At 68.5% G+C, this 24,536-nt stretch carries 25 protein-coding genes and 1 pseudogene; 11 read left to right on the plus strand and 15 right to left on the minus strand.

What is annotated here, in order from left to right; genetic code table 11:
- Position 1 precedes the first annotated feature (1 nt).
- On the plus strand, positions 2-658 hold the full coding sequence (locus R4P08_RS01290; RefSeq protein ID WP_317811937.1) for an A24 family peptidase: 657 nt from the start codon (positions 2-4) through the stop codon (positions 656-658).
- Positions 659-751: 93 nt separating this feature from the next.
- On the opposite strand, the gene R4P08_RS01295 is transcribed toward R4P08_RS01290, so the two are convergent.
- From R4P08_RS01295 to R4P08_RS01320, 6 genes are all read right to left on the minus strand, one after another.
- The gene (locus tag R4P08_RS01295; RefSeq protein ID WP_317811938.1) at positions 752-2,086 is read right to left on the minus strand and encodes an NtaA/DmoA family FMN-dependent monooxygenase; all 1,335 of its coding nucleotides are present in this window, start codon (positions 2,084-2,086) and stop codon (positions 752-754) included.
- A 37-nt stretch (positions 2,087-2,123) separates the two neighbouring features.
- Positions 2,124-2,927, minus strand: coding sequence for an ABC transporter ATP-binding protein (locus R4P08_RS01300; protein ID WP_317811939.1), 804 nt, complete (start codon positions 2,925-2,927; stop codon positions 2,124-2,126).
- Entirely contained in the window at positions 2,924-3,730 is an 807-nt protein-coding gene (locus tag R4P08_RS01305) for an ABC transporter ATP-binding protein (protein WP_317811940.1), read from the minus strand. Before R4P08_RS01305 ends, R4P08_RS01300 begins: the two co-directional genes overlap by 4 nt.
- A gap of 38 nt (positions 3,731-3,768) precedes the next feature.
- A complete protein-coding gene (locus R4P08_RS01310; RefSeq protein WP_317811941.1) occupies positions 3,769-5,394 on the minus strand; it encodes an ABC transporter substrate-binding protein in 1,626 nt (541 codons plus the stop codon).
- A 65-nt stretch (positions 5,395-5,459) separates the two neighbouring features.
- On the minus strand, positions 5,460-6,344 hold the full coding sequence (locus R4P08_RS01315; protein WP_317811942.1) for an ABC transporter permease: 885 nt from the start codon (positions 6,342-6,344) through the stop codon (positions 5,460-5,462).
- Positions 6,344-7,468 (minus strand): ABC transporter permease, encoded by a 1,125-nt coding sequence (locus R4P08_RS01320; RefSeq protein WP_317811943.1) that lies wholly within the window; start codon positions 7,466-7,468, stop codon positions 6,344-6,346. The genes R4P08_RS01315 and R4P08_RS01320 overlap by 1 nt, the downstream gene beginning before the upstream one ends.
- Before the next feature lie 386 nt (positions 7,469-7,854).
- Between R4P08_RS01320 and R4P08_RS01325 the strand changes: the two genes are divergently transcribed.
- The 5 genes from R4P08_RS01325 (at position 7,855) to R4P08_RS01345 (ending at position 11,209) form a co-directional block, all read left to right on the plus strand.
- Positions 7,855-8,586: a GntR family transcriptional regulator gene (locus R4P08_RS01325; RefSeq protein WP_317811944.1), complete on the plus strand. Its 732-nt coding sequence runs from the start codon at positions 7,855-7,857 to the stop codon at positions 8,584-8,586.
- Positions 8,587-8,717: 131 nt separating this feature from the next.
- Positions 8,718-9,224 carry an NADPH-dependent FMN reductase gene (locus R4P08_RS01330; RefSeq protein ID WP_317811945.1) on the plus strand — a complete coding sequence of 169 codons (507 nt, stop codon included), beginning with the start codon at positions 8,718-8,720 and terminating at the stop codon, positions 9,222-9,224.
- Positions 9,225-9,234: 10 nt separating this feature from the next.
- The gene (locus R4P08_RS01335; protein WP_317811946.1) at positions 9,235-9,729 is read left to right on the plus strand and encodes a flavin reductase family protein; all 495 of its coding nucleotides are present in this window, start codon (positions 9,235-9,237) and stop codon (positions 9,727-9,729) included.
- Positions 9,730-9,917: 188 nt separating this feature from the next.
- Positions 9,918-10,328 (plus strand): hypothetical protein, encoded by a 411-nt coding sequence (locus tag R4P08_RS01340; RefSeq protein ID WP_317811947.1) that lies wholly within the window; start codon positions 9,918-9,920, stop codon positions 10,326-10,328.
- A complete protein-coding gene (locus tag R4P08_RS01345) occupies positions 10,325-11,209 on the plus strand; it encodes a hypothetical protein (RefSeq protein ID WP_317811948.1) in 885 nt (294 codons plus the stop codon). Before R4P08_RS01340 ends, R4P08_RS01345 begins: the two co-directional genes overlap by 4 nt.
- A gap of 39 nt (positions 11,210-11,248) precedes the next feature.
- Here R4P08_RS01345 and R4P08_RS01350 read toward each other — a convergent pair whose 3' ends face one another.
- From R4P08_RS01350 to R4P08_RS01375, 6 genes are all read right to left on the minus strand, one after another.
- Positions 11,249-13,699: a heavy metal translocating P-type ATPase gene (locus R4P08_RS01350; protein ID WP_317812239.1), complete on the minus strand. Its 2,451-nt coding sequence runs from the start codon at positions 13,697-13,699 to the stop codon at positions 11,249-11,251.
- Positions 13,700-13,739: 40 nt separating this feature from the next.
- Entirely contained in the window at positions 13,740-13,955 is a 216-nt protein-coding gene (locus R4P08_RS01355; protein ID WP_317811949.1) for a heavy metal-associated domain-containing protein, read from the minus strand.
- 32 nt (positions 13,956-13,987) lie between these two features.
- Complete coding sequence (locus R4P08_RS01360) at positions 13,988-14,275, minus strand: metal-sensitive transcriptional regulator (protein WP_317811950.1); 288 nt, start codon at positions 14,273-14,275, stop codon at positions 13,988-13,990.
- A 125-nt stretch (positions 14,276-14,400) separates the two neighbouring features.
- Positions 14,401-15,720, minus strand: coding sequence for a DUF2254 domain-containing protein (locus R4P08_RS01365; protein WP_317811951.1), 1,320 nt, complete (start codon positions 15,718-15,720; stop codon positions 14,401-14,403).
- 120 nt (positions 15,721-15,840) lie between these two features.
- Positions 15,841-16,392: a hypothetical protein gene (locus tag R4P08_RS01370; protein WP_317811952.1), complete on the minus strand. Its 552-nt coding sequence runs from the start codon at positions 16,390-16,392 to the stop codon at positions 15,841-15,843.
- A gap of 134 nt (positions 16,393-16,526) precedes the next feature.
- Positions 16,527-17,897: a cytochrome P450 gene (locus tag R4P08_RS01375; protein WP_317811953.1), complete on the minus strand. Its 1,371-nt coding sequence runs from the start codon at positions 17,895-17,897 to the stop codon at positions 16,527-16,529.
- Between the two features lie 123 nt (positions 17,898-18,020).
- Between R4P08_RS01375 and R4P08_RS01380 the strand changes: the two genes are divergently transcribed.
- Positions 18,021-18,638 (plus strand): TetR/AcrR family transcriptional regulator, encoded by a 618-nt coding sequence (locus tag R4P08_RS01380; protein WP_317811954.1) that lies wholly within the window; start codon positions 18,021-18,023, stop codon positions 18,636-18,638.
- Between the two features lie 25 nt (positions 18,639-18,663).
- Here R4P08_RS01380 and R4P08_RS01385 read toward each other — a convergent pair whose 3' ends face one another.
- A complete protein-coding gene (locus R4P08_RS01385; RefSeq protein WP_317811955.1) occupies positions 18,664-19,464 on the minus strand; it encodes an ABC transporter ATP-binding protein in 801 nt (266 codons plus the stop codon).
- Between the two features lie 412 nt (positions 19,465-19,876).
- Here R4P08_RS01385 and R4P08_RS01390 point away from each other — a divergent pair, with 412 nt between their 5' ends.
- The 4 genes and pseudogenes from R4P08_RS01390 to R4P08_RS18520 all read left to right on the plus strand — a co-directional run.
- Positions 19,877-21,202, plus strand: a complete 1,326-nt coding sequence (locus R4P08_RS01390) for a lipase family protein (RefSeq protein ID WP_317811956.1) — start codon at positions 19,877-19,879, stop codon at positions 21,200-21,202.
- Positions 21,203-21,284: 82 nt separating this feature from the next.
- Positions 21,285-21,764, plus strand: a complete 480-nt coding sequence (locus R4P08_RS01395; protein WP_317811957.1) for a MarR family winged helix-turn-helix transcriptional regulator — start codon at positions 21,285-21,287, stop codon at positions 21,762-21,764.
- On the plus strand, positions 21,761-23,185 hold the full coding sequence (locus R4P08_RS01400) for an MFS transporter (RefSeq protein ID WP_317811958.1): 1,425 nt from the start codon (positions 21,761-21,763) through the stop codon (positions 23,183-23,185). The genes R4P08_RS01395 and R4P08_RS01400 overlap by 4 nt, the downstream gene beginning before the upstream one ends.
- A gap of 72 nt (positions 23,186-23,257) precedes the next feature.
- Positions 23,258-23,494 (plus strand): annotated as a pseudogene (locus R4P08_RS18520) (lysoplasmalogenase family protein); the annotation flags it as partial.
- Here the strand turns inward: R4P08_RS18520 and R4P08_RS01405 are convergent.
- Positions 23,491-24,237: an HTTM domain-containing protein gene (locus R4P08_RS01405; protein ID WP_317811959.1), complete on the minus strand. Its 747-nt coding sequence runs from the start codon at positions 24,235-24,237 to the stop codon at positions 23,491-23,493. The pseudogene R4P08_RS18520 and the gene R4P08_RS01405 overlap by 4 nt on opposite strands.
- Complete coding sequence (locus R4P08_RS01410) at positions 24,231-24,449, minus strand: hypothetical protein (protein ID WP_317811960.1); 219 nt, start codon at positions 24,447-24,449, stop codon at positions 24,231-24,233. The genes R4P08_RS01405 and R4P08_RS01410 overlap by 7 nt, the downstream gene beginning before the upstream one ends.
- Between the last annotated feature and the right edge of the window lie 87 nt (positions 24,450-24,536).

Consider the following 24,536-nt stretch of genomic DNA (forward strand, 5'->3'; position numbering starts at 1 on the left):
GGTGACGATCCTTGTCCCCGCGCTGGCCGGTGCGCTTGTCTGCGGCGGGCTTGCCGCCGCGGCCACCCGCTGGATGGGAAGGCTGGCCGACTCGAACTCACGCTGGCTGCGCAGCGGGCTCCACATCGCGCTCGCGGCGGCCGGAGGTGCCGGTGCCGCGGTCCTCGCCACGAACTGGGCTGAACTCGTGGCGTTCGCGGCACTGGCCGTGGCGTGCGGGCTGCTCATGGCGATCGATCTGGCGGTGTTCCGCCTACCCGATGCGATCGTCCTCCCCATGTATCTGGTGCTCCTCGCGGGCCTGACCGCGGCCGCCGCGCTGAGCGGGGACTGGGGAGCTCTCGGCAGAGCGGTGATCTGCGGCCTCGCGCTGCTCGCGTTCTACTTCGTCCTAGCGTTGATCAACCCGTCCGGGCTGGGACTGGGCGACGTCAAACTGTCCGGGGTGCTGGGGATGTTCCTCGGCTGGCTGGGTTGGCCCGCCGTGGTGGCGGGGACGCTGGCCGCGTTCGTGATCAACGCGGTGGTGGCGCTGGTGCTGCTCTCGGCCGGGCGGGTCGGTGTGAAGAGCGGCATCGCCTTCGGCCCGGCCATGGTGCTCGGCGCGGTCCTCGGCGCCGCCTACTGGGCCGTGCGCTCTGCGGCGTTGACGGGCTGAGCCCCGCAGCGCCGTCTGCCGGTCCGAGCAGCCGGCCGCCCCGTCCGGCTGACCGGACGGGGCGGGGGGCGTCGTGGTGTCGGCGGCGCCGAGTCAGAACGCCTGCAGGTTCTCCCTGAGCGTGCTCCCCGTGTACTCCTCCCGGATCAGGCCGCGCCTGCGCAGCTCCGGCGCGAGCCCGTCCGCGACAAGGGCGAAGTTGTACCTGGTGGTCGGCATGAAGAACAGGAAGCCGTCGCCACCGGCCTCCTCCATGATCTCGCCCATCTTGGCCGCCACCGTCGCCGGCGACCCCACGAGGCCCATGTCGCGGACCTGGTAGCTGTTCGCCACGACGTGGCGCAGGGTGTCGTCCTCGTGCCCGTCGAAGAGCTCCTTGATCGAGGTGTACTCCCCGTTCTGCCTGGACAGGTCGATGTCCTTGATCTTGGTGTCGGGGTCGATCCCACCGAAGTCGATCCGGCCGCCCGAGGTGTAGGACATGTTCCACAGGTTGTACTCGATCGCCTTGTCCGACGACCGCGCAGCCTGCGCCGCCTTGTGCTTCGCCTGTGCCTCGGCATCGGTCTCCGCGATCGTGGGCGTGGCGATGAACAGGAACTTCACGTCATCGGGGTTACGCCCGCTCGCCAGGACGCGCGCCCGCATGTCCTGCCGGTACTTCTTGGCCGCCGCCGCATCCCGGACTATCGCGATCTGCGTGTCGTCGTAGGTGGCGGCCAGGACGCGACCCGGCTCCGAGCTACCCGCCGAACAGATGGGAACCGTGCGCTGGGGGCCCGGAATCGTGTTGAGGGGGCCACGGCTCTTGAAATACTTACCGGCGAAGTCGATCGGGGAGACCTTGGTGTGGTCCGCGTACACGCCCGAGTACGGGTCGGCGATGACGGCGCCTTCCTTCCACGAGTTCTGCAGCTGGAGGACGACGTCGATCCACTCCATCGCCATCTCGTAGCGCTCGTCGTGCTCGAGGTGACGGTCGTACCCGAAGTTCTGGGCCACCCGGTCCGTGACGCTGGTGACCACGTTCATTCCCACGCGTCCGCCGGAGAGGTGATCGAGCGTGGTGAACGCGCGCGCCGCGAGATACGGCGGGTACTGGATGGTGGACACCGTCGGGATGATGCCGATGTGTTCGGTGGCCTGTGTCATCAGCGGGACCAGCGGCAGCGGGTCGTTCTTCGGGGCCATGAAGCCCCGGCGGAGGGACGTCTCGGCGGACTGCTTGTAGGAGTCCTCCACCATCGAGGTGTCCTCGATCAGGATGTAGTCGAACCCTGCCCGCTCCAGGCTGCGGGCCATGTCGATGTAGATGTCCGGCCGCATCCAGTCCTTGACGTTGTTGCCGATCCAGGGGCCGTCACCGTTCTCAGGGCTCCACGCGTGGATGCCGAAACCGTCACCGAGAAACCAACCGAGGTGGAACATTCTGAATTCTCCTTCTTGTCGTGTGAGAGGTAGAGGGTCAGCCAGCGAGCGAATCGATGCGTCTGTAGGAATCGACCAGCTGCTGCGTGTAGGGGTGTTGCGGGTGGCGGAGCACCTCGGCCGTCCGGCCGGCGTCGACGAGACGCCCGCTCTTCATCACCAGGAGCTCCTCGGTGATGAAAGCGGTCGCCGGCAGCCCGTGAGAGATGAACACCATCCCGAGGGAATGAACGGTGACGTAGCGCTTGAGGAGGTTGAGCACCACCGCCTGGGCGGAGATGTCCAGTGCGCTCACCGCCTCGTCGCACACCAGGAGTTTGGGTTTGACGATCAGCGCTCTAGCGATCGACAGCCGCTGCCGTTGCCCACCAGAGAGCTGCCCCGGGTAGCGATCCACCAGCTCCGGATCGATGCCCAGTTCGGCTGTGATCTCTTCGACCTCGGCATCCGCCGCCGGGCGGTCGAGTCCGCGCAGGATCTGCGCGGGGCGGCGGATGGAGTCACGTACCTTGTGCCGGGGATCGAACGTATTGGTGGTGTCCTGCGCGACCAACTGCACCGTCCGCAGGTACTCGGCCCGCCTGGTCCGCCAGGACAGCAACTCACCCAGGTCGTTGCCGTCGACGAGCACGGATCCGGACGTCGGCGTCGACAAACCGACGATCATCCGTCCGAGCGTCGACTTTCCCGAGCCGCTCTCCCCGACGATCCCGGTGGCCACCCCGGACCGGACCACTGCACTGACCCCGCGGAGCGCCATCACGCTCTTGCCGTACCGCTTCTCCACATCTACGAGCTCTACCGTCGTGACCGTCTGCTTGAGGACACCGCTCGTCTTCATGACACCGCTCCGACCGACTCGAGAGTCGGCAGCCGTTCCAGGCCCGACGAGCTCAGCGAGGGGACACAGGCGAGCAGCCCTCTGGTGTAGGGATGCGTCGCCTCGGAGAGATCGCGGGACGCGATGGTCTCCGCCACCTGGCCGTGCCGCATCACCATGACGGTGTCGGCGAACTGCCGCGACAACGCAATGTCGTGGGAGATGAAGATCAGAGCCAGGTCCTCCTCGGTCGCGGCGTTGCTGAGCAGTTCCATCACCGTGATGGCCAGGGCGACGTCCAGCGCACTGGTCGGCTCGTCCGCGATGAGGACATCTGCCTCGGCGGCCAGAGCGATCGCCAACATGACTCGTTGGCGCATCCCCCCAGACAGCTGGCCGGGTAGTGCTGACATCACCCGCCGCGGGTCGGCGATGCCGACCTGCGCCAGCCGCTGCTCCGCCGCCCCGCGCAATTGCCTACGGGTCCTGAACTCCGACCGGGGAAGTACGCAGGCCAGTTGACTGCCTACCGACCACACTGGGTCGAGCGAACTCATGGCGTCCTGGAAGATCATGGACAGGCCCGGGCGACGCCGGGGAATACTCGCGGACGGAAAGTCCAGCAGCGAGGTCCCGGCCAGGTCCAGAGCCTGCGCCGACACCGTTCCCACGTCCTCGGGGATGAAGCCGCCGATCGCATTGGCCACGCTGGACTTACCGGAACCCGACTCACCCACGATGGCGAGGCGCTCTCCCCGCCGAACGGAGAACGACGTCGGGTGGACCTTCTCGACCCCACCGTATGAGACCGTCAACTCGCTCACCGTGAGAACCGTCTCGGCGCTCCGGGCAGCCGGCGGCATCATGGCAGCTCGAGTTCTGCGTAGTCGATCACGTTGTCGGTGCGGAAGACGTACCCGCCGATGTCCTCCGCGAAGGCGTTGAGGGGTTGGACGTACCCGATGTAGACCGTCGGCATCTGGTCCTGGAGGATCCGGGACGCCTCGTTCCACTTCGCCCACGCGGGTGGCGACAGCGGTTCCCCGGCGGCGTTGCCATCGGCCATCGCCTCCTGCAGCGGACCGTGCGTGAAATCGGGCCAGTTGATGGGCGAACCGGGCGTGTAGAAGAGAGCGAACACGTAGGGCGGGGACTGGACCACCGCGTAGTCCCTACCCACGGACGCCTGGAAGGTCTTCGCGGCGATCCCCTCCTGGAACGCCGCCGGGTTCACCTCGTCGATGGTCACTTCGAAGCCGGCCGCGGCCGCCGCGGTCTGGATCTGGACCGCCGTCTCCTTGAGATCGGGCACGGCGTTGTTGACGGTCAGGGTGAACTCGACCGGCGTGTCGATTCCGGCCTGCTCGAGGATCTCCAGGGACCGGGCGGGATCCGTGGTGTTGGGTTCCAGACCGGAGGCGTCATAGCCGGGCAGTGTGCTGTTGAGAATCGACTCCAGCGGCCCAAGCCGGCCGTTGTACACGTCCTTCATGATCAGGTCGTAGGGCACGGCGTGCGCGAACGCCCGCCGCACGTCGACGTTGTCGAACGGTGCCGTGGTGGTGGTCAGCGGAACGTAGACGTAGGCGTTGGTGGGCGCCTCGAAGATCTGCGCCTCGCCCGCGTCCCGGAGGGCGACCTGATCGGCCGGCCTCAGCTGTGTCGCGATGCTGGCGTCGCCACTGCGGAGGAGGTTAGCCCGCTGACCCGGGTCCGCCACCACGCGCTGCACGACGCGCTCCACCTCGGGCTTGCCGAGGGCGAATCCGGGGTTGGCCTCGTAGACCATCTGTTGCCCGGGGGTGTGGCTCGTCAGCTTGTACGCGCCGAATCCGAAGTCCGCGTTGGTCTTGGACCACTCGACACCCCAGGGATCGGTATCGGTCGCGTTCTGAGAGAGCACCGTCGAGTCGTAGATGTTGTACGCGGAGACCGTGAGCAGCGACATCATCGTGTAGCCGTGGGCGGGGTCGCGCACCGTGATCGACACGGTCTCGTCGTCGATCTTCCGGACCTGCTCGTCGACGTCGGTGATGATCGGTTCACTGATGAACGGGACGATGCTCGTCTCGACATCGAACTTCCGTCGGAACGAGAAGATCACGTCGTCGGCACTCAGGGAGTTCCCGGCCGCGCTCTTCGCGTCCGTGTTGAGGTGGAAGGTGTACGTCAGTCCGTCCGAGCTGACGTCGTAGCTCTTGGCGAGGACCGGCTCGAACTCAAACAGCTGCTGGTGGGCGGCCTTCCCGTCCGTTCCCTCGACGTAGGGGAACCGGACCAGGCCGGCACCGGTGTTGGCGAAGAACTCGGCCGACTCGTAGCCGGTGGCACTGCTCTCGTAGCTGAAGCTCTGCGGTTGGGCCGCCGTGACGACGACGATCCCGTCCTCCGCCGACGGTTGTGCGCCTCCGCCACCACCGCACGCCGACACGAGCGCCGTCACGGTGGCCAGGCCGACGACGGCCTTTGATACTCTCGTTACTTTCATTGCGCGCACTCTCCATTCATGAGGATTGGAAACACCTGGATCACTCGGAACGTCGGATGGTCGACTCACCCCCTCCCGCGGCGAGGTCGCGGTTTCGCGGTGAGGGTCGAGGCCGCCCAGACAGAAAGGGCTAGCGCCGCGGCGGGGAACAAGGCCGACCACCACCGACCTACGGCGGCGTCCGGGGCTGCGCTGGAGAGCATGTTCCCCCACTCGGCCTGGGGCAACGGGATCCCGACGCCCACGAATCCCAGTCCGGCGGACATGATGATCGCCATCCCGAAGATCGCCGAACAGTTGGCCAGCACGGGGCCCCAGGAGTTCGGGACCACGTGTCGGATCAGCACCCGGAACTCCGACTCCCCGCTCATCCGGGCCGCGGTCACGTAGCCGTCGTCCCGGTGGCGCATGACCTCACTCCGAAGGAGCCGCGCCTGGAACGGCATGAGGACGATCGCGAGGGCGACGGTCATCACCACGGCGCTGCGGCCGAAGAAAGAGACGATCACCAGGCCGGCGATCATCACCGGGAGCGCCTGGATCAGGTCGATCAGCCGCCCGGCTGTCGAGGCAAGGCGGCCTCGAATTCCCGGCTCGGCGCTGTACATGCCGGCGACGGTGCCGATCAGTAGCGCCCCCGCGGTGGCCGACGCGGTCACGGCCACGCCGATCATCACGTCGAGCCGGAACGCCGTCAGCGTCCTCGAGAACACGTCGAACCCGTTGGAGTCGGTGCCGAACAGATGGGCGGCTGACGGCGGCTGCGACGGCGACCCCGTCACCATGGTCGCCGACATCGGCGCCAGCACCGGGCCGAGGACCGCCAAGGCCACCAGAACCGCGAACGGGACGAACCGGAGCAGCGACCGGAACTTCCCTCGAATCGCGAAGGTTCCGGCGTCCCGGGTGGCCAGATCGGCCGTGGACGTCACCACAGTGACCGGTGTCATCAGATCTCCTGTCTTCCGCCGACCCGGCGCCGCGGGTCGAGCAGTCCGGTGGCCACGTCGGCCAGGAAGTACGCAGTCAGACACATCGCCGCGATGACGACCAGGAACGATCGGAGCGCGAAGACATCAGAGGCCATGACGGCGTCCACCGCGTACTGGCCCAGTCCGCCGAGACCGAAGAGGGACTCGAGCACGACGGCGCCACCGAGCAACAGCCCGAAGACCATGCCGAGCATCGCCAGCGCGGCCGGCAGCGCGCGCCGATAGACGGCGAGCAGGACGATGCGGCGCGGGGCACCCGAGGCGATCCGGAACTTCGTGGCCGGGCTCGCCACCTCGACATCCAGGGCCTCGACCAGGGTCTTGGTGAGCAGCGCGGAGTGCGCGACGACCATCACCACCACGGGTAGGAAGAGGTGGGCCATGTACGAGCCGGCGGACTGGGTGTCGCCGGCGATGAGGGCGTCCAGTACCGGGAACCCGGTGACCGTGGGTGGTGCCACCAGGAACGCGTCGAGCCGGCCGGACGGCGCGGGAACCCACTGCAGGGTGGCGAAGAAGATGAAAAGGAACGCGATTCCGATGACGTACTCGGGAATTGCTCCCGCCGCGCGCGAGTACGCCCTGACCGCCGGCGCGAAGGGATTCGACGGCCGGCTGACCACCAGGTGCGCCAGCGCGAGACTGACCAGGGCACCGAAGAACAGCCCGGTCACCACCAGTTCGAGGGTCGCCGGGATCCGGACGAGCAGGTCGCCGGCCACGGGTCGGCCGGTCGCGATCGCCGTCCCGAGATCGAGGGAGGCAAGCTCACGGAGGTACGTCCCGAGCTGTTCGAACACCGACCCGTTGAGTCCGTAGCTCTCCCTGGCCGCCTCGAGCGCGTCCCCCGACAACCGTCCACCCGAGGCCGACACGACGGGGTCTCCCGGGATGAGCTTGACCAGGAAGAACGCGACGAACACGTAGATCACGAAGTTCGCCAGCGCGGATATCGCAGCGCGCACCACCCACAGGGACGACCCCGGCCTCGATGACGATGTCCGTTCCGTGTCGTCATCCGGTTCCTCGAAGGCTGTAGCACCGCCCGGCGCATTTACAGCATCGACAATCTTGGCAGTCACCGAATCGACCTCCCCTCTGACGCTCAACTTGTGTAGTGGTCACTAGATTCGGCGGAGTTTGTTTCCCCTGGGTACAGCAGTTGCTATGCGTCGATTGCGCGGCTCGACACACTTCCCCTCGACCCGAATTGCCTGGTCAAGGCGGCATCAGTGCGGGCACAGCGACTATTGCGCCGATTGTGAGCCCGGTTACTACGCCGTCATATGGCGTGACCCGCGTGCTTAGAATCTCTTCACGCCCGAGCGTGGGCTCTCTCGAACGACACCTCACGACAGAGCACCTGGAACCCCGCGGGCCTAGCTCGCGCATCACTTGTCACAGGAGGTTGATGATGGGCGTGACCTCGCACCCACGGGCACACGGCGGATCCGCGCGCGGTCGACAAGTGTCGTCGCGCCGAGTCAGGGAACTGATCCAGGCGTCGATCCGGGCGGGAATACTCAACGTCGATGCCCAGCTGGTGGAAGAAGAGTTGATGCGCATCTTCAACTCCAGTAGAGGCAGCGTGCGGGACGCCCTCAACGAGCTCCGCGAGGCGGGATTCGTGGTACGCAAACCCCGTTTCGGAACGCGCGTCCACCGACTCCAGGTAGGGATCGAACTGTCCGGGATCACCGCGACGGAGAACAAGACCAACTACATCACCGTTCTCGACCAGGCGATCGTGCCGAGCTTCCCCCTCGTCCGAGCCCGCCTGCAGATGGACGAGGAGATGGTCCGGTTGGTCGAGAACACCTTCGCCGTCGACGGCGAGGTCATCGGACTCCGCTGTGCCTATTTCTCGCCCCGGTACGACGCCGACCCGACCGACTTCACCGGGGTTCCCCTGACGATGCAGCCCGTCTTCCAGGAGTTCTTCGGAGTAGAGCCCGGGGCGGCGACGGTGACGGTGGGCGTCGAACGTTGTGACGAGCGCACCGCCCGCATCCTCGGTGTCACACCAGGTGAGGCGCTCCTATCTCGGGAGATTCTGTACACCAACGCGGATCTGGTTCCGGTACAGATCGTGTTTGACGTCTTTCTGGCCAACCGGGTCCGCTTCGAGGCCGATACCGGCCGCGGGGAGCTTCCCGTCGAGCCGCGCAATGCCGTCGCCATGCCCCTGGCACGGCCTTGAACTGCGCCTCGAACACGACCGACACGCCTCCCTGTCGCGCAATCGGAGCGTAACGAAGCGGCGATTCCGTATTAACTCTCCGCACCCAGGCTTCAGTCTCATCGACTGCACCCAGAACGGAGAGATGCCTTGTGAAAGTCACTGTGGTCGCTGGGAATCCGAAGCCCGGCTCACGCACGTTGAATGCGGCCGTCCTGCTGTCAAACCTGATCGCCGGCCGCGATCCCGACCACGTCATCGACGTGACGGCCCTCGGTGTCGGGCTTCTCGGCTGGGGGGACGCCGCGGTCTCTGCATCTGTTGAGACGGTGGCCACGAGCGACCTGGTCGTAGTGGCCTCGCCGACCTTCAAGGCCGCCTACACGGGGCTGCTCAAACTGTTTCTCGACCAGTTCGCCACCGGGAACGGGATGAAAGGTGTCACAGCGGTACCGCTCATGCTCGGAGCCGGGCCTGCCCACTTCCTCGCGCCGGAACTCCTGCTCAAACCGGTCCTGGTGGAGCTCGGGGCGACTGTCCCCTGCCAGGGCCTCTACGTCAACGACAAGACATTCGACGACCCCGCTGCCTATCAGGGCTGGCTTGACCAGTGGGGCGAGATCGTTCGCCGCAACGCCGGACCCACCCACGAAAGCTGAGGATGACCAGATGCTATCCACCGAAATCATCGACCAGACCGTCCTGCGAGGGGCTTTCGCCGCGTTCCCGACTGGAGTGGTCGCTCTCGCCGGCGTCGTCGACGGCAGACCCAACGTCCTGGTCGCCTCATCCTTCGCAGTAGGCGTCTCCCAGACCCCCCCGCTGACGATGTTCGCCGTGCAGAAGACGTCCGGTACGTGGCCGCTGCTCCGGGAACTATCTTCCCTCGGTGTCTCGGTGCTCGCCGAGAGTCACGAGAGCACCATCCGGCAGATGTCCGCGAAGGACCACGGTCAGCGCTTTGCCGGAGTCGAGCACACGGTTCTGCCCACGGGCGCGGTCGTCCTGGACGGCGCTCCCGTCCAGTTCGAGTGCACGATCGAGAACATCCACCCGGCCGGGGATCACGACATCGTGGTACTCCGGATCCTCAATTTGGCCAGCGATCAGACGTGCCAACCACTGGTGTGGCACCGCTCGATGTGTACGAAACTGAGCGCCTGAGCGGCCGGCCGTTCTCGCCATGACGACTGCGGGACGTCGTCCGCTCGTGCATCACGAAGCGGGCGACGTCCCGCGGGCCGCGTACTTCTTGGTGCGCACGTCCGTCGGATTGACCTGACCGCATCTCGGACACGGCGGTAATCGTCAGAGCACCCAGGGCAGTTCATATCGGGTCTAGGGTGCGGGACATGAACACAGCCGGTCGGATCCTTCTCGGACTGCTGCTCTTCAACGCGATCTCGGCGGCCGGCGGAGGCATAGCCTTGATGACCGGCCTGATCCCCGAGCAACGCTCCTGGATCGAGCACACCGACTTCAGCAGTCTCTACCTCCCCGGCGTGATCCTGTTGGCGCTCGTCGGCGGTAGCGCGTTGTTCGCCGCCACGGCGATGTTCAAACGGAGCGTGGGTTGGCAGGCGTCGAGCATCCTGTCCGGGATCATCATGGTGGTGTGGATCATCGCGGAGATCGCCTCGATCCGTGGGTTCCACGTCTTGCAGGTGGTCTACATCCTCACCGGGGCCGCGGTCATCTGGTTTACCCCGGCAACCGAGGCTTCTCTGGACAACAAGGTGCGCCTTAGCGCTGGCACCCCGTGACCGACCCGGGGATCGGCGGGGGCCCGCCGCTCACCACCGCAGTTCACAGCGGTCAACGGCGGCACCCGGCGTTCGGGTCCGCCATGCTCGTCCTCGCGGCGGGGCTGGTCCTCAACTCCCTCCTCGGGCCCCTGGGTCTCGGGTTCGTCGACTATCCCATCTCGAGCACCCTGCAGAACCAGTTGATCGGCCTGGAGATCGTCACACTCGCGCTGGTCGCGCCGTTGAGCATCGCCGCCGGGGTGCTGGCGTTGCGCGGCCACCGCGCCGCCGGTCCCGTCGCATTCGGCCCGGCCGCCTACACCGCCTACATGTTCGCCCAGTACGTGCTCGGCCCGGAATACGGGGAGTTCAACGCCGTGGTGCTGTTCGACGTCGGCCTGTTCGCGGCCGGCGCGGTGCTCGCCGTGGGCGCCTGGGCGATCACCGACCCCCGGGACCTGCCGGTCATGTCGCCGAGGAGGCAGCGCGCCTTCGGCGTCGTCCTGTTGGGGCTGGCGGCTTTCGTGGTGTCCCGCTACCTCGGCCCCGTCCTGGGCGGACCGATGCCCGCAGAATTCGCTGACGCGCGCACCTTCTTCTGGTCCATCGTGTTGCTCGACCTCGGCCTCGTGGTGCCGGCCGTCATCTGCTCAGCGGTCGCGCTCTTCCTCCGGTCACCGTCCGCCCCGATGGCGCTGTACGCGGTGATCGGCTGGTTTGTCCTGGTGCCGCCGTCCGTCGTGTCCATGGCCGCCGTCATGGTCGCCCGATCGGATTCGGCGGGCTCGGTGAGCCAGGTCGTCGTGCTGGGCATCGCCGCCGTGGTGTTCCTGGTGTTCGCGGCGATCGTCTTCCGCCCGCTGCTGTCCCGACGTCGCGCCGGCGCGTCTCCGGGGTGACCCTCGCCGGATCGGCCCAGGTGAACGCCGCCAGATCGCTCAGGCCGCCGCCCGGAAGCGGCGCAGCCGGAGGCTGTTGGCCACCACGAACACCGAGGAGAACGCCATCGCGGCGCCGGCGATCATCGGGTTGAGCAGGCCGGCCGCCGCCAGCGGCAGCGCGGCGACGTTGTAGGCGAACGCCCAGAACAGGTTGCCCCGGATGATGCCGAGCGTGCTGCGGGACAGCCGGATCGCGTCGGCCGCCGAGCGCAGGTCGCCGCGGACCAGCGTGAGGTCGGAGGCCTCGATCGCCGCGTCGGTGCCGGTGCCGATCGCCAGGCCCAGGTCGGCGGTGGCCAGGGCGGCCGCGTCGTTGACGCCGTCGCCGACCATCGCCACCACGCGGCCCTCGGACTGCAGGCGACGGATCACCTCGACCTTGTCCGCGGGCAGCACTTCAGCGATGACAGTCTCGGCGATCACGGTGTCCGGGCCGGGGTCGATCCCGACCTCGGCGGCCACCGCGGCCGCGACGGCGGCGTTGTCGCCGGTCAGCAGGATCGGGGTCAGCCCCAGCTCGCGGAAGCGGCGGATCGCCTCGGCGGAGGTGTCCTTGATCTGGTCGGCCACCACCAGCACTCCGCGGGCCCTGCCGCCCCAGCCCACGGCGACGGCGGTCTGACCGCGCCCGGAGGCGTCGTCCATCGCCCGCACCAGCTCAGCCGGCAGCGGCATGTCGCGCTGGGCGAGCAACGCCGGACGGCCCACGACGACCACGTTGTCGTCGTCACCACGGTTGTCCTCAGCGCCACCGCCAGCGACACCGCCAGCGACAGTGACCAGTCCGGAAACGCCCAGGCCCTCGTGGCTACGGAAACCGGAAACGTCCGGGAGGTCGCCGACCCTCTCACGGGCGCCGGCGGCGATCGCGCGGGCGATGGGGTGCTCGGAGGCGTCCTCGACCGCGCCCGCCAGGCGTAGCAACCGGGATTCGTCGACGCCCTCGGCAGCGGTCGCCGAGACCAGCGCGTGCTTGCCGGTGGTGATGGTGCCGGTCTTGTCCAGCACGATCGTGTCGACGCGGCGGGTCGACTCCAGGACCTCGGGGCCCTTGATGAGGATGCCCAGCTGCGCCCCACGGCCCGTGCCCACCATGAGCGCCATGGGCGTGGCCAGGCCGAGCGCGCACGGGCAGGCGATGATCAGCACCGCGACCGCGGCCGTGAACGCCATCGAGGCACCGGAGCCGGTGAGCATCCAGTAGACGAAGGTCGCCACGGCCAGCACCAGCACGACGGGGACGAAGACGCCGGAAATGCGGTCGGCGAGCCGCTGAGCTGCGGCCTTTCCGGACTGGGCGTCCTCCACCATCTGCGCCATCTGCGCGAGCTGGGTGTCCGAGCCGACGCGGGTGGCGCGCACGACCAGCCGGCCGTTGGTGTTGACGGTGCCGCCCACCACGGCGTCGCCCGCCGAGACCTCGGTGGGGACGGACTCGCCGGTGACCAGGGCGGCGTCGATCGCGGAGGCGCCGTCGGTCACGACGCCGTCAGTGGCGATCTTCTCGCCGGGGCGCACCACGAACTCGTCACCGACCTGGAGATTCTCCACCGGGATGCGGGTCTCCACGCCGCCGTGTAGAACCGCGACATCCTTGGCTCCCAGCTCGAGGAGCGACCGCAGCGCCGCGCCGGCCGTGCGCTTGGACCGGGCCTCAAAATAGCGGCCGAGCAGCACGAAGGTGGTCACGCCCGCGGCGGCCTCGAGGTAGATGTCGCCCGCGCCGTCGCTGGGCGAGAGCGAGAACTCGAAACCGTGGGTCATGCCCGGCATGCCGGCGTGGCCGAAGAACAGCGCGTAGAGGGACCAGAGGAAGGCGGCGGAGGTGCCGATCGAGACGAGCGTGTCCATGGTGAACGCGCCGTGGCGCAGGTTGATGGCCGCCGCGCGGTGGAAGGGCCACGCGCCCCACACCACGACGGGCGCGGCGAGGGTCAGCGAGAGCCACTGCCAGTAGGTGAACTGCCAGGCCGGGATCATGGCCATGGCGATCACCGGCACCGTCAGGACGGCCGAGATGACCACGCGCTGGCGCAGGCTCTCGACCCTGTCGGGGGCCGCGCTGTCTTCGGAAGCGCTGTCGTCGGTGGCGTTGCCCGCGTTGCCGGCGCCCTCGGCGGTTTCGCCCGCGTCCCTGCCCGCGTTCCTGGCCGGCGGACGCGGTTGGCTCGATCGAGGCTGAGGCAACCGGGCCGAGTAGCCGGCCTGCGCGACGGTGTCCAGCAGCAGTTGCGGCTCGATCGCCGGGGAGTACTCCACGCGCGCCTTCTCGGTGGCGTAGTTGACCTCGGCGGTGACGCCGTCGAGTTTGTTGAGCTTGCGCTCGATGCGGTTCGCGCACGAGGCGCAGGTCATGCCCTCGATCTGGAGGTCGACGTGGGTGGTGGCGACGGCCTCGCCGGCGGGGCTGTCGGTCGCGCGGTCAGTGGCGCTGTCGGTGGTGGTCATGGCGCGGTCAGTGGCGCTGTCGGTGGTGGTCATGGCGCGGTCATTCCTGCGCCGAGACGGAGTACCCGGCCTCGTCCACGGCCGCGCGGACGAGCGCGGGGTCGACCGGGGTAGGGGCGACGACGACGAGGCGGCCCGATTCCAGATCGACCTCAACCTCCGTGACGCCGGGGATCTCGGAGACCTCCTCCTTGACGGAGGCGACGCAATGGGCGCAGGTCATGCCGGAGACGGTGAAGCTGGCGGTGGCGGACATGGAGTTCTCCTTGCGGGTTGCGGGTGGGGCGCCTAGGACTTGACCAGGCGGGCGATGGCCGCGTTGGCCTCTTTGAGCTTGGCCTCGGCCTCGGGGCCGCCGTGCTCGATGGCGCCGGCCACGCAGTGACCCAGGTGCTCCTCGAGCAGATTGAGGGAGAGCGACTGCAGGGCCCGGGTCATGGCGGCGACCTGCGTGAGGATGTCGATGCAGTACTTGTCCTCCTCCACCATCCGCTGCAGACCTCGGGCCTGACCCTCGATGCGTCGCAGCCGCTTGAGGTGGTCCTCCTTGTGCGGGGCGTATCCGTGCTCGGCCATGTCGGCTACCGTACCCCCCTAGGGTATGCACCGCAAGGCCCCGGTCGGGCCCGGCCCGGGCCCGGCCGGGCTCAGGGCGGCCAGGGTTGAGATCTGCCCAGCAAGTGCGGGTCGGCGAATGCGGGTCAGCGGGTGTGGTCGGCGGGATCCGTGTCGGTGGACGCGATGGACAGCAGCCGCGCCCTGTCCTCGGGGTGATGATCGGGGTGGTCCTGCACGCTCTCGAGGATCAGGCGCATCTGGCGTTCGAGGGCGGGGGCGCGCTCCGCACACCCTTCGCCCCGGACGTGCGAGATCAGCATCCGCACCACGCGCAGGAGGGCGGCCACCACCTCCGGCTGATCCAGGCTGGACTGACGCAGCTGGTCAAAGGCGTGCGCGACAAACTCCTCGTGGTCGAGGCTCCACGGTTGGATGAGGACCCGGCCGGCGTCGTCCCTGAGCGCATGCGGTGGGAGCGGCGCCGTGAGGACCGTGCGGAGCAGGCTGCCCAGGCGCAGGATGATCTCGACCGCGGTGGTGGGGTCGTTGATCGCCGAGCTCAGGGCCCGCAGGCCGATGTCGACGAGCTGACGGACGGCAAAGTCCGCGTCCTGGAGCATGGTCCGCATCTCGGCGATCTCCACCGCTCCGGCGATCCCCTCCGCCTCCGCGAGCGGGGGCCACACCGTGGCCAGCGCCTCACCCTCGTGGATGTAGGCGCCCACCCTGGTCTCCAGCCGCATAGTGGTCCCCGGCGGGACCGCTCCCAGCAGTCGGCCCAGGTCCACCTGGCTGACCCATCCGCTGCGCCGGGCCAGGACGGCGGTCGCGCTCTCCGCCGCGGGGATGCTGGCGGGGTCGACCTCGCGCAGGCCCGCGGGCACCCGCCCGAGGGCGGCGATCACGTCCTGCCCCTCGGTCGCGATGGCCCGCGCGAGATTTCCCACCTGGAGCCCGCGGGCCAGGTGATCGAGGTGGATGATGATGCCCACCACGGTGACCAGGGTCAGTACGACGGCGACCGTCAGCGACACCCGCGGAGCCGGGGCCGTTCCGTCGCCGCTCAGACTGGGCAGGATGAGCACGCAGTAGAAGAACGTCCCGACCAGCAGTCCGATCACGCCCTGGCTGAGCCGGTCGCGGATGAACGAGCGCATCACCCGCGGCGAGAACTGGTTGCTCGCCAGCTGCAGACTCACGACGGTGAGCGAGAAGACCACACCGACGGTGGTGATCATCGCCCCGGCCACGGTCGAGACCAACCAGGTCGCCGCGTTGCTGGTCATCGCCAGGGTCAGGGGCACATCGGCGTCATGGCCGAGGTGGTTGTCGATCGAGGTGGCGGCGAACGCCAACAGCACCCCACCCAGCATCACCAGCGCGGGCAGCAGGAACAAGGACTCCTGGAAGCGGTAGCGCGCCGCCCTGAGACGCAATCCCCACGCCAGGCCGCCTCGGTTCACCCGCACACCCCACTGCTCATAGCGGCAGAGACTACGCGGCCGGACCACGCGATGTCGGCTCTCTTACCGCCGGCGCGATCTCCCGCACGATCTCCGGCGCGATCGCCGGCGCGGAGTGATTCAGTCGCGGTTGAGCAACCGCGCCTCCGCCCGGTCCGGCAACAGATACTCGGCCGTCCTGGCCGCCGACACGGACCCCACGATCACCACCAGGAACCCGATCGCGGCGAGGACCGGCCCGTAGGTGAGCGAGACCCCGGAGGGAAGGCCGGAGATCACGGGACTCGCGGAGTCGGTGGAGCTGAACAGGACCCACACGAACGTCAGGTGCGCGACCAGCACGGCGGAGGCCGCCAGCGCGTTCGCGATCGCGAAGATGCCCAACTTGGTGAACAGCGTGACCGACGTGAGGAAGCTCAGCACGACGAGCCCGAGGAAGTTGAGCGGCGCCATGGCCCGGAGGTCCAGCAGTTCGGTCACGCCGAGCCCGGTGATCTGCTGACCGTCTCCGGAGAGCCAGGGCACGAACAGACTGATCAGGGCCAAGGCCAGACCCAGAAAGGCGACCAGCCCGCCGTTCCGGATCCGGACGAGGTGGACGGCCCGGCGACGACTCGGCGGGGCCGACCGAGAGCCCGACTGCTCGGGGGCGGGAGTGGCGTGCGTGGTCATGACTGTGGCCCTTTCGTGAGCCCACACTGAAGTGTGAGATGTGTCACAGATTAGCCCGATGCGCCCCCGCGTGCCACCGCGCAGGCTAGTCCCTCACCTCGCACGCCGAGGCCCCGGAAGGTCCCGGAAGTCCCCTAGGCCACCCCGGACGCATCCGACCGCCGGACCAGCCGGACCGGCTGACCGTCCTTGGGGAAGGGCAGCGACTTCATGTCCATCGGCGCCCGGTAGTCCGGGTCGACGTGCCACTCGAAGTTGCGCAGCAGGTGGTGCAGCACGATCGCCACCTCGGCGCCGGCGAAGTGCATCCCGATGCACTTGTGCACGCCGCCTCCGAACGGCTGCCACGCCAGGCGATGGATCTTGTCCTCCCGGCGTTCCTCGGAGAACCGGCCGGGGTCGAACGCCTCCGGGTCGGGCCAGTACTCCTCCATATGATGGGTGAAGTAGGGGGCTATCGCGACCATGGTCCCGGCCGGGATGAAGCGCCCCTGGACCTCGGTGTCCTTGACCGCCTTGCGCACGATGGTCGGGACCGGCGAGACCAGCCGCAGTGACTCCTTCATCACCAGGTCGAGCGAGCGCAACTGCGGGAGCTGACCGTGCGTGATCGAGTCGCCGGGGATCGCCAGCGACTCCTCCCGGCACCGCTGCTGCCATTCGGGATGCTGCCCGAGGTACTGCATCATCGTCGAGAGGGTGATGGTGGAGGTGTCGTGCGCGGCCATCAGCAGAAAGATCATGTGGTTGATGACGTCGTCGTCGCTGAACCGCTCGCCGTCGACCTCCACTCGGCACAGCACCGAGAAGAGGTCGTCGCCGTCGCCCGCCCGTCGGGCCGGGAGGTACTCGCGGAGAAAAGCCTCGAGACGACGACGACCCACGAGGCCGCGGTGCCAGCGCCCGCCCGGGACGGGGTACCGCACGAGTGCGGTGGCGGCCTGGACGCAGTCGATGAACGAGGCGTTGATCAGGTCCAGGCGCTTCTGGCTGGTGCCCTCCGCGCCGCCCATGAAGACCTCGACGGCGAGGTTCAACGTCAGCTGCTTCAACTCCGGGTAGACCTGCAGGTTGTCACCCGGCTCCCACTGCTCGAGCGCCGTACGGACGGCCGGGTCGATCGCGGCCGCGTAGCGCTCGAGGCGGTCCGAGGTGAACGCCTGCTGCATCAGACGCTTGTGCGACAGGTGCTCGTCGAAGTCCAGCAGCATCAGGCCGCGGTCGAAGAACGGCCCGATCAGAAAACGCCACCCGTCGCCGCTCGCGAAGGCCTTGTCCCGATTGGTGAGCACCGCCTCGGTCGCCTCGGGCCCCAGCAGCGCCACGATCCGGATGCCGAACGCCCGGAACCACGAGACCGAGCCGTAGCGCTGGTAGCGGTCCTGCCACATGCGTTTGGGATCCCGCAGATAGGCCAGGCCGTGGCCCAGGAGCGGCAGCCCGCCATCTCCCGGAATCGGGGACAGCCCACTCCCTGTCGGTGCGTCCGCCAGCGTCCGTGTCATCGATACCCCTGATCTCCTGGCGGACCCCGCACCTCTGGCACGACATCCGACCGACTTCTGACAGTGAGTCATGTCAGTTGACATGAGTTTGAATTAGACAGCGCGTCCTGTCAAGATTTGGTCATGGCCTCGACACCTCGCCCCTACCGCGGTGTGAGCGCCGAGGAACGCCGCTCGGCCCGCCGCCGCCAACTCCTGGACGCCGCGCTCGAACTCGCCGGGACCCGCGGCGTCGAGCGAGCCACGATGACCGCCATCTGTGCCCAGGCCGGCCTCACCGAGCGCTACTTCTACGAGAGCTTCACCGCCCGCGACCAGCTACTACTCACGCTGGTCGACGAGATCGCCGAGCAGCTCCGCGCAGCGGTCCTGGCTGCCCTCGCCCAGACAGAGGGTGACACCGCGGCCCGGGCGCACGCCGCGATCGCCGCGTTCGCCGCGCTACTGACGGACGACCCGCGCAAGGGCCGGGTGGCGATCATCGAGTCGGCCACCGTTCCCGCACTGCGTCAGCGTCGCCACGAGCTCTTCCGCGACTTCGCCGCGCTCGTCGCGACCCAGGCGCAGGCCCTGTTCGGCGACCGCGCACTGCCCGCCCCCAGGGACGAGATCAGCGCACGGCTCCTGGTCGGAGGCCTGGGCGAGCTGATCACCGCGTGGCTCCAGGCCGAGACCAGCGCGGGCATCGAGGACATCGTCGACGAGGCCACGCGCTGGTTCACCGCCGGCATGCACACCTGACCGCGGCAACCGGAGCCCGCCTCAGCTATGCCGCGGCGCGGGCCTGCCAGCGACCGTCGCGATACCCGACCGTGATCGGGTACTCGAAGGCCTCCGTCACCAACCCGGAGGTGAGCACGTCCAGAGCTCGGCCGGAGGAGTGGATCCGGCCGTGGGCGATCAGCATGGCGTGCGTCGTCGACTCGGGCAGCTCCTCGAGGTGATGGGTCACCAGGACGGTCGCCAGGTCCGGTTGTGAGTGATGCAGCTGGTCGAGGGTCCGGAGGAACTGCTCCCGCGCCGCCACATCCAGGCCGGTCGACGGCTCGTCGAGGAGCAGTAGCGCCGGGTCCGGCAGGAGCGCCCGGGCGATGAGCGCCCGACCGCGTTCGCCCTGCGACATGGTGGGCCAGGTGGCGTGCCGCAACCCGGCCAGGCCGAGGGACTCGATGAGGTGATCGGCGCGGTCCTGCGTGCACTGATCCGGCTCCCACCGACCCATCAGGTCCGTGGTGCCCGTCGCTCCGGTGAGCACGACCTCCCTGACCGAGAGGGGCGAGCGCAGCGGATGGCGGGGATTCACGTGTCCGATCGACTCCCGCAGCTTCCGGATCTCGACGCGCCCGAGCTGGTGACCGAGCACGTGGACCGAGCCACGGGTCGGGTGGGTCTGGGCGCCACACAGTCCCAGGAGCGTGCTCTTACCGGCGCCGTTGGGTCCGATGAGCGCCCAGCGCTCCCCCGCCCGGACGGTGAGGTCGATGCCGGACAGGAGCTGCTCGGATTGGCGGATGAAGTCGACGTCCCGCAGGCGCAGCACCTCGGCCGCCTGAGCCTCGGCACTCACGAGAGGACCCGCGCGAGCTCGCCGCGGCCGTGATCAGCCATCGGTGCTCTTCCCACCAGCGCCTTGTTCGGCATCCGTTCTCCTCGGCCAACATAGGAAATCGGGTCCGACTCTAGAGGTGGAGGGCCACCCCCTCGGCACCGCAGTCCCTCTCGGGGTGGACCACCTCGTCGTCGTCGACCTCACCGTCCTCGAGCGGGCGCAGCCCGTCGCGACATCACGGCAGCCCGTCGCGCCGTCACGACCGGAACCTGACCGCAGACTGGCAGGTACCTGAGCGGCCTGCCGCTGTAACGGATTACACTCCGCACAGTCGTGATCCATGCCACAACAGTCCGGGGGGACCGTGCCACTCCGTCAAACCACTGCGCGTCTAACCACTGCGCGTCTAACCGCTCCGCGCCGACCTGCGATGCGCGCTGCCGCTTTCGCCGCCGCGCTCGCCACCACCATCGCGGGAGGGGCGCTGGTCGCTCCCGCCGCGGGCGCGCAGGGCTCGTCCAACGACCCGGCTCCGGCGTTCTACCAGCCGCCGGCCGACCTGCCCGCGGGCAACGGGGCGCTCATCAAGACCAAAGTATTCCCGCTGGCCGCGGCGATCCCGCCGATCGCCGGCGCGGAATTCCTCTCCGACGGCGCGGGGCCCCTCTCGACCGATGCGCAGCGGATCATGTACACCTCGGTCGGCTCGAAGAACCAGCCGATCGCCGTGACGGGCACGTACCTGCAGCCCCGCGCGCCGTGGGCGGGCCCGGGGACGCGGCCGCTCGCGGTGGTCGCGCCGGGTACGCAGGGACAGGGCGACCACTGCGCGCCGTCCAAGACCTTCCAGAACCTGGCCACCGTCCGCACGGACCCGCCCGGCGTGGGCTTCGGCTACGAGATCCTCCAGGCCTACGCACTGCTGGCCCGCGGGTACGCGGTGGCGATGACCGACTATGAGGGGCTGGGCACGCCCGGCATCCATTCGTACGTCCACCGCGAGGCCTCCGCCCGCGCCGTCCTGGACATCGCCCGCGCGGCGCCGGCGGTCCCCGGCGCGGACATCGGGTCCGCGCCCCGCACCGTGTTCACCGGGTATTCGCAGGGCGGCGGGGCCGTGGCCGCCGCGGCCGAGCTGCACCCGCAGTACGCGCCCGAGCTCAACCTGGTCGGCACCGCCGCCGGGTCCCCGCCCGCCGACCTGCTGGCCACCCTCGAGCAGGCGGACGGGTCGGCGATCGCCGGCGTGATCGGGTACTCGCTGAACAGCCTCGTCGACGCCTACCCGGAGATGGACCCGCTGCTCGACGCCTACCTCAACGACCAGGGCCGGGCGATGCTCGCCGCCACCTCGGACCAGTGCATCGGCGAAACCGCGGTCCAGTTCTTCCAGCAGCGCACCAACAGCTACACGCTCTCGGGCCGCTCCGCCGGGGACGTCGTCCGTCAGGACCCGGCGATCATGGAGTTCCTCGAGCGGCAACAGATCGGACGCCTCGCGCCGAGTACGCCCGTGCGGATCCTGTCCCCGATCAACGACGACGTGGTGCCCGGCACGCAGTCGCGGCAGCTCGGCCGCGACTGGTGCGCGCAGGGCGCGGCCGTGGACATGGCCATCGACCCGATGCCCGCCGTGGCACCCGGGCTAGTCATAGGCCACGCCGCACCCATGCTCACCGGGCTCGGCGGCACGGTGCAGTACCTGGCCGACCGGGTCAACGGCGTGCCCGCACCGTCCAACTGCGGGACGTACTGAGCCTCGACCCACGCGGACCCGCCACCACCCCTGGAGGCGGGTCCGCAAGGTAGTTGCGCAAGCAAGTTGTACAGTTGGTCCGGTGAACGAGCCCACGGCGTCGCCCGACCCCACCACCAGCGTCGACCCCTCTGCATCGTCCGACCCCACGGCACTGGCGTCGGACCTGCGTGAGGCCCTCCGCCCGCTGTGGCGGCGGTTCAGTGAGCGCCGGACGCTGTCCATGGGCAAGGCCGGGATCATGTCCCGCCTCGATCGGCACGGCGCCCTCACCGCCACCGACCTCGCCGCCCACGAACGCATCAGCCACCAGGCGGTGGCAGGCGCGGTCCGCGAGCTCGAGGAACTGGGCCTGGTCTCCCGCAGCCCGGACCCCGGCGACGGTCGTCGGATGCTGGTCACGCTCACCGCCGCCGGGCGCGAGCGCCTGCTCAGCGAGCGGGCCGCCGGCCAGGACTGGCTGGTCCATGCGGTCGCCGACCAGCTGAGTGAGTCCGAGCGGGCCACCCTGGCTGCGGCCGTCCCCCTGCTGCGCCGCCTGGACATCGAGGGCTCGAGATGACCACCCCCAATCACGCGCCCGCCCCCCGCTGGTTCCTCCAGGCTCTCGTCTACGCCGGGCTCACCAGCGCGATCGTCAGCTCGCTCGGCATGCTGCTGGTGCCGTCGGTGGCAGAAGAGTTCGGCATCACCGTCAGCGCCGCGCAGTGGATGCTGACCGCCAACCTCCTGGTGGGCGCAGTGGCCACGCCGATCATGGGACGCCTCGCCGACGGCCCGCACACCCGGCGACTGTTGCTGGTCTCGCTGGCCGTGATCTTCGCCGGGTCGGTCATCGCCACCGTCGCCACGGATTTCACCGTCTTCCTCATCGGCCGGGCGCTGCAGGGGCTGCTCTACGGCACGGTCCCGGTCACCATCGCGCTCGCCCGCCGGCACCTGACCTACGTCGAGTCCCAGCCGGCGATCTCCACGCTGTCCGTCACGGTGTCGGTGGGGATGGGGCTGGGTTACCCGCTCACCGGTCTGCTCGCCGCGGCGTTCGGCCATCGCGCGGCGTTCGCCTTCGCCGCCCTGTTCGTGGCCACCGCCGCGGTCGGGGTGTGGCGCTTCGTCCCCGCCGGTCCCGATCCCCTCGCCCCGCGCACCCCTCTTGACCTGCCGGGGGCGGTGCTGTTGGGCGGCGGCCTGGCCACGCTGCTGCTGTGGATCTCCGAGGCCCAGGGCTGGGGCTGGTCCTCCCCGCGCGCGCTCGCGACCCTCGCCGTGTCTCTTGTCGCCCTCGCCGTGTGGGGCATGCACAGCGTGCGCACCCGGCATCCGCTGGTCAACCTCCGGGTGGTGCGCCGGCCCGAGGTGCTGTTGGCCAACGCCACCGCGATCGGCCTGGGGACCGCCATGTACATCGGCCTGTCCATCGCGAGCCTGGCGGCCCAGGCCCCCACCGACACCGGCTTCGGGCTGGCCGTCCCCCTGATGTGGGCGGGATTCATGATGGCGCCGCTGTCCGTGGGCAGCTTCCTGGCCAACCGGGCGGTCCGCGCCCTCTCCCGCCGGGTCGACATGGCCGTGTTCCTGCCCGTCGGCGCCGGCGTGATGACCGTGGCGTCGGTCCTGCTCTGGCTGGCGCACGGCAACTTCTGGACGCTCGCTCTGGGCATGTTCCTGTTCGGTGCCGGGATCGGTTCGGGCTACGCCGCCATGCCCGCGCTGATCGCCCGGAGTGTGGCAGTGGACCAGCTCGGCAGCGCCGTGAGCTTCAACCAGGTTCTGCGCACCGTCGGCGGGGCGTTCGGCGCCGCGCTCTCCGCCGCCGTGCTCGCCGCCCACCCGTCGGACTCGACCTATTCCACCGAGGGGGGGATCACCCTCGCGTTTGGCGTGGGCGTGCTGTGCTCGGCGGCGGTGCTGGTGGCGTTGGTGGCATACACCGTCGTGGGACGACGACGACGAGGACCCGCACCACGCAACCCTGAGCACTAATCGTCGCCGCACTCTGACAGTCGCTACCGTCCACGCATGCGCGCTTAGTCTGATTCCCCGTCCAGCCACGGCTGGGTCGGTGCGCTCGGCGGCGCGCTGTTCGTGCTGTCCGACGGACAAATCGCCCTCGATGACTTCCGGCCGGAATTCGTTGACTGGTCCTACCGCGACCTGGTCGTGATGGCCACATATGTCGCAGCTCAGTCGCTGTTCGTGGCGGTCATCCTGCTCACGCGGTCCGCTGACCGCAACTTCGGGCGCGCTCCGCTTCGCAGCACCCGCGCCCCAGCACTCGGAACGAGGGACTAAAAGACCAGCTGCGCCGGGGACGGCTCCTGCTCGACGGGCGCCTTGTTTCGGCGCACGAGCGTGTTGATCTCCTCCTCGAAGAACGGCAGATAGAGGGACAGCATCACTCCGCCGTAGATGGCCAGGTCCAAGAACAAGTCGAAACCGGCCGTGACGAGAACGACCAGACTTAAGTGGAAACAAAGGCCGATGACGAGAGTGATTCTGCGCGTTCGCGCGAACCACAAACCGACCGCTAGGAACGCCTCGACAACGATCGATGCGACCGATACTGCTATCAAGAATGCGGGTTCGGGGTCGACGCCGACAACGGTCTGCCAGAAGAGGTGCTGGACCATCGAGGCGTAGAGCTCGGAGCCGGACAGGTATGTCTCGTTGACTTTCGTGAGCGCAGCAAATGTGTACACGATGGCCAGCTGTAGCTTCAATAACTGGGGAACATTCAGGCCTAGAACGAAGATCGCGCAGACCACGCTGATCAAGTAGGTGTGGTGATTGTAGAAGTCGAGGGCGATGACGAATACGAGGAAACCCACCAGCATCGCCATCGCGGCCCGGCGGACCCCTCTGCCGAGAATGAAGAAGAGCGCGGCGACCAACATGACAGCACCCAACGGCAGTGCGATGGCTGCCTGATCCGCGAGGCTTATCCCTTCTTCGAAGGAAATAGATGCCTTCGTCGTCAACTGGAGAGCTTTGACGGCAGCAAGGGCGCCGAATGCGACGCGGAATACGGTCAACATTGGTAGACCTTCTCGTGCCCCAGCAACCCTTCTTCCGCCCCGGATCGAGCGACTGAAGCCAGGTCAGCGTGCTGGTCACACAGCAACTGCAGCACATCGTCGCTGTAAGCCACGGCACGCGTGACCAGAGGCAGTTCGTCGAGGCCGAGGTCTCGTTCCGAGCCGTCGGAGGCCGTACCGGTGTACGTACCCGGGTCTACGGTGCTGAACATCTGCCAACTGTATGGGTACTCGACTGTGGGCATTGATCCCTCAACGGACCAGCGACCAGCGAGCAGGAACGAAGGAATGGCGATCTG

The sequence above is a fragment of the Rhodococcus sp. IEGM 1408 genome (assembly GCF_033142235.1).
GTDB lineage: Bacteria > Actinomycetota > Actinomycetes > Mycobacteriales > Mycobacteriaceae > Dietzia.

Bases quoted from the DNA above. Each gene is read 5' to 3' on its own strand.
- R4P08_RS01300 (WP_317811939.1), bottom strand. From the start codon at position 2,927: ATGAAGACGAGCGGTGTCCTCAAGCAGACGGTCACGACGGTAGAGCTC.
- R4P08_RS01350 (WP_317812239.1), bottom strand. From the start codon at position 13,699: ATGACCACCACCGACAGCGCCACTGACCGCGCGACCGACAGCCCCGCC.
- R4P08_RS01380 (WP_317811954.1), top strand. From the start codon at position 18,021: ATGGCCTCGACACCTCGCCCCTACCGCGGTGTGAGCGCCGAGGAACGC.
- R4P08_RS01360 (WP_317811950.1), bottom strand. From the start codon at position 14,275: ATGGCCGAGCACGGATACGCCCCGCACAAGGAGGACCACCTCAAGCGG.
- R4P08_RS01295 (WP_317811938.1), bottom strand. From the start codon at position 2,086: ATGTTCCACCTCGGTTGGTTTCTCGGTGACGGTTTCGGCATCCACGCG.
- R4P08_RS01355 (WP_317811949.1), bottom strand. From the start codon at position 13,955: ATGTCCGCCACCGCCAGCTTCACCGTCTCCGGCATGACCTGCGCCCAT.
- R4P08_RS01400 (WP_317811958.1), top strand. From the start codon at position 21,761: ATGACCACCCCCAATCACGCGCCCGCCCCCCGCTGGTTCCTCCAGGCT.
- R4P08_RS01335 (WP_317811946.1), top strand. From the start codon at position 9,235: ATGCTATCCACCGAAATCATCGACCAGACCGTCCTGCGAGGGGCTTTC.
- R4P08_RS01405 (WP_317811959.1), bottom strand. From the start codon at position 24,237: ATGTTGACCGTATTCCGCGTCGCATTCGGCGCCCTTGCTGCCGTCAAA.
- R4P08_RS01390 (WP_317811956.1), top strand. From the start codon at position 19,877: ATGCGCGCTGCCGCTTTCGCCGCCGCGCTCGCCACCACCATCGCGGGA.
- R4P08_RS01310 (WP_317811941.1), bottom strand. From the start codon at position 5,394: ATGAAAGTAACGAGAGTATCAAAGGCCGTCGTCGGCCTGGCCACCGTG.
- R4P08_RS01375 (WP_317811953.1), bottom strand. From the start codon at position 17,897: ATGACACGGACGCTGGCGGACGCACCGACAGGGAGTGGGCTGTCCCCG.
- R4P08_RS01410 (WP_317811960.1), bottom strand. From the start codon at position 24,449: ATGTTCAGCACCGTAGACCCGGGTACGTACACCGGTACGGCCTCCGAC.
- R4P08_RS01340 (WP_317811947.1), top strand. From the start codon at position 9,918: ATGAACACAGCCGGTCGGATCCTTCTCGGACTGCTGCTCTTCAACGCG.
- R4P08_RS01315 (WP_317811942.1), bottom strand. From the start codon at position 6,344: ATGACACCGGTCACTGTGGTGACGTCCACGGCCGATCTGGCCACCCGG.
- R4P08_RS01370 (WP_317811952.1), bottom strand. From the start codon at position 16,392: ATGACCACGCACGCCACTCCCGCCCCCGAGCAGTCGGGCTCTCGGTCG.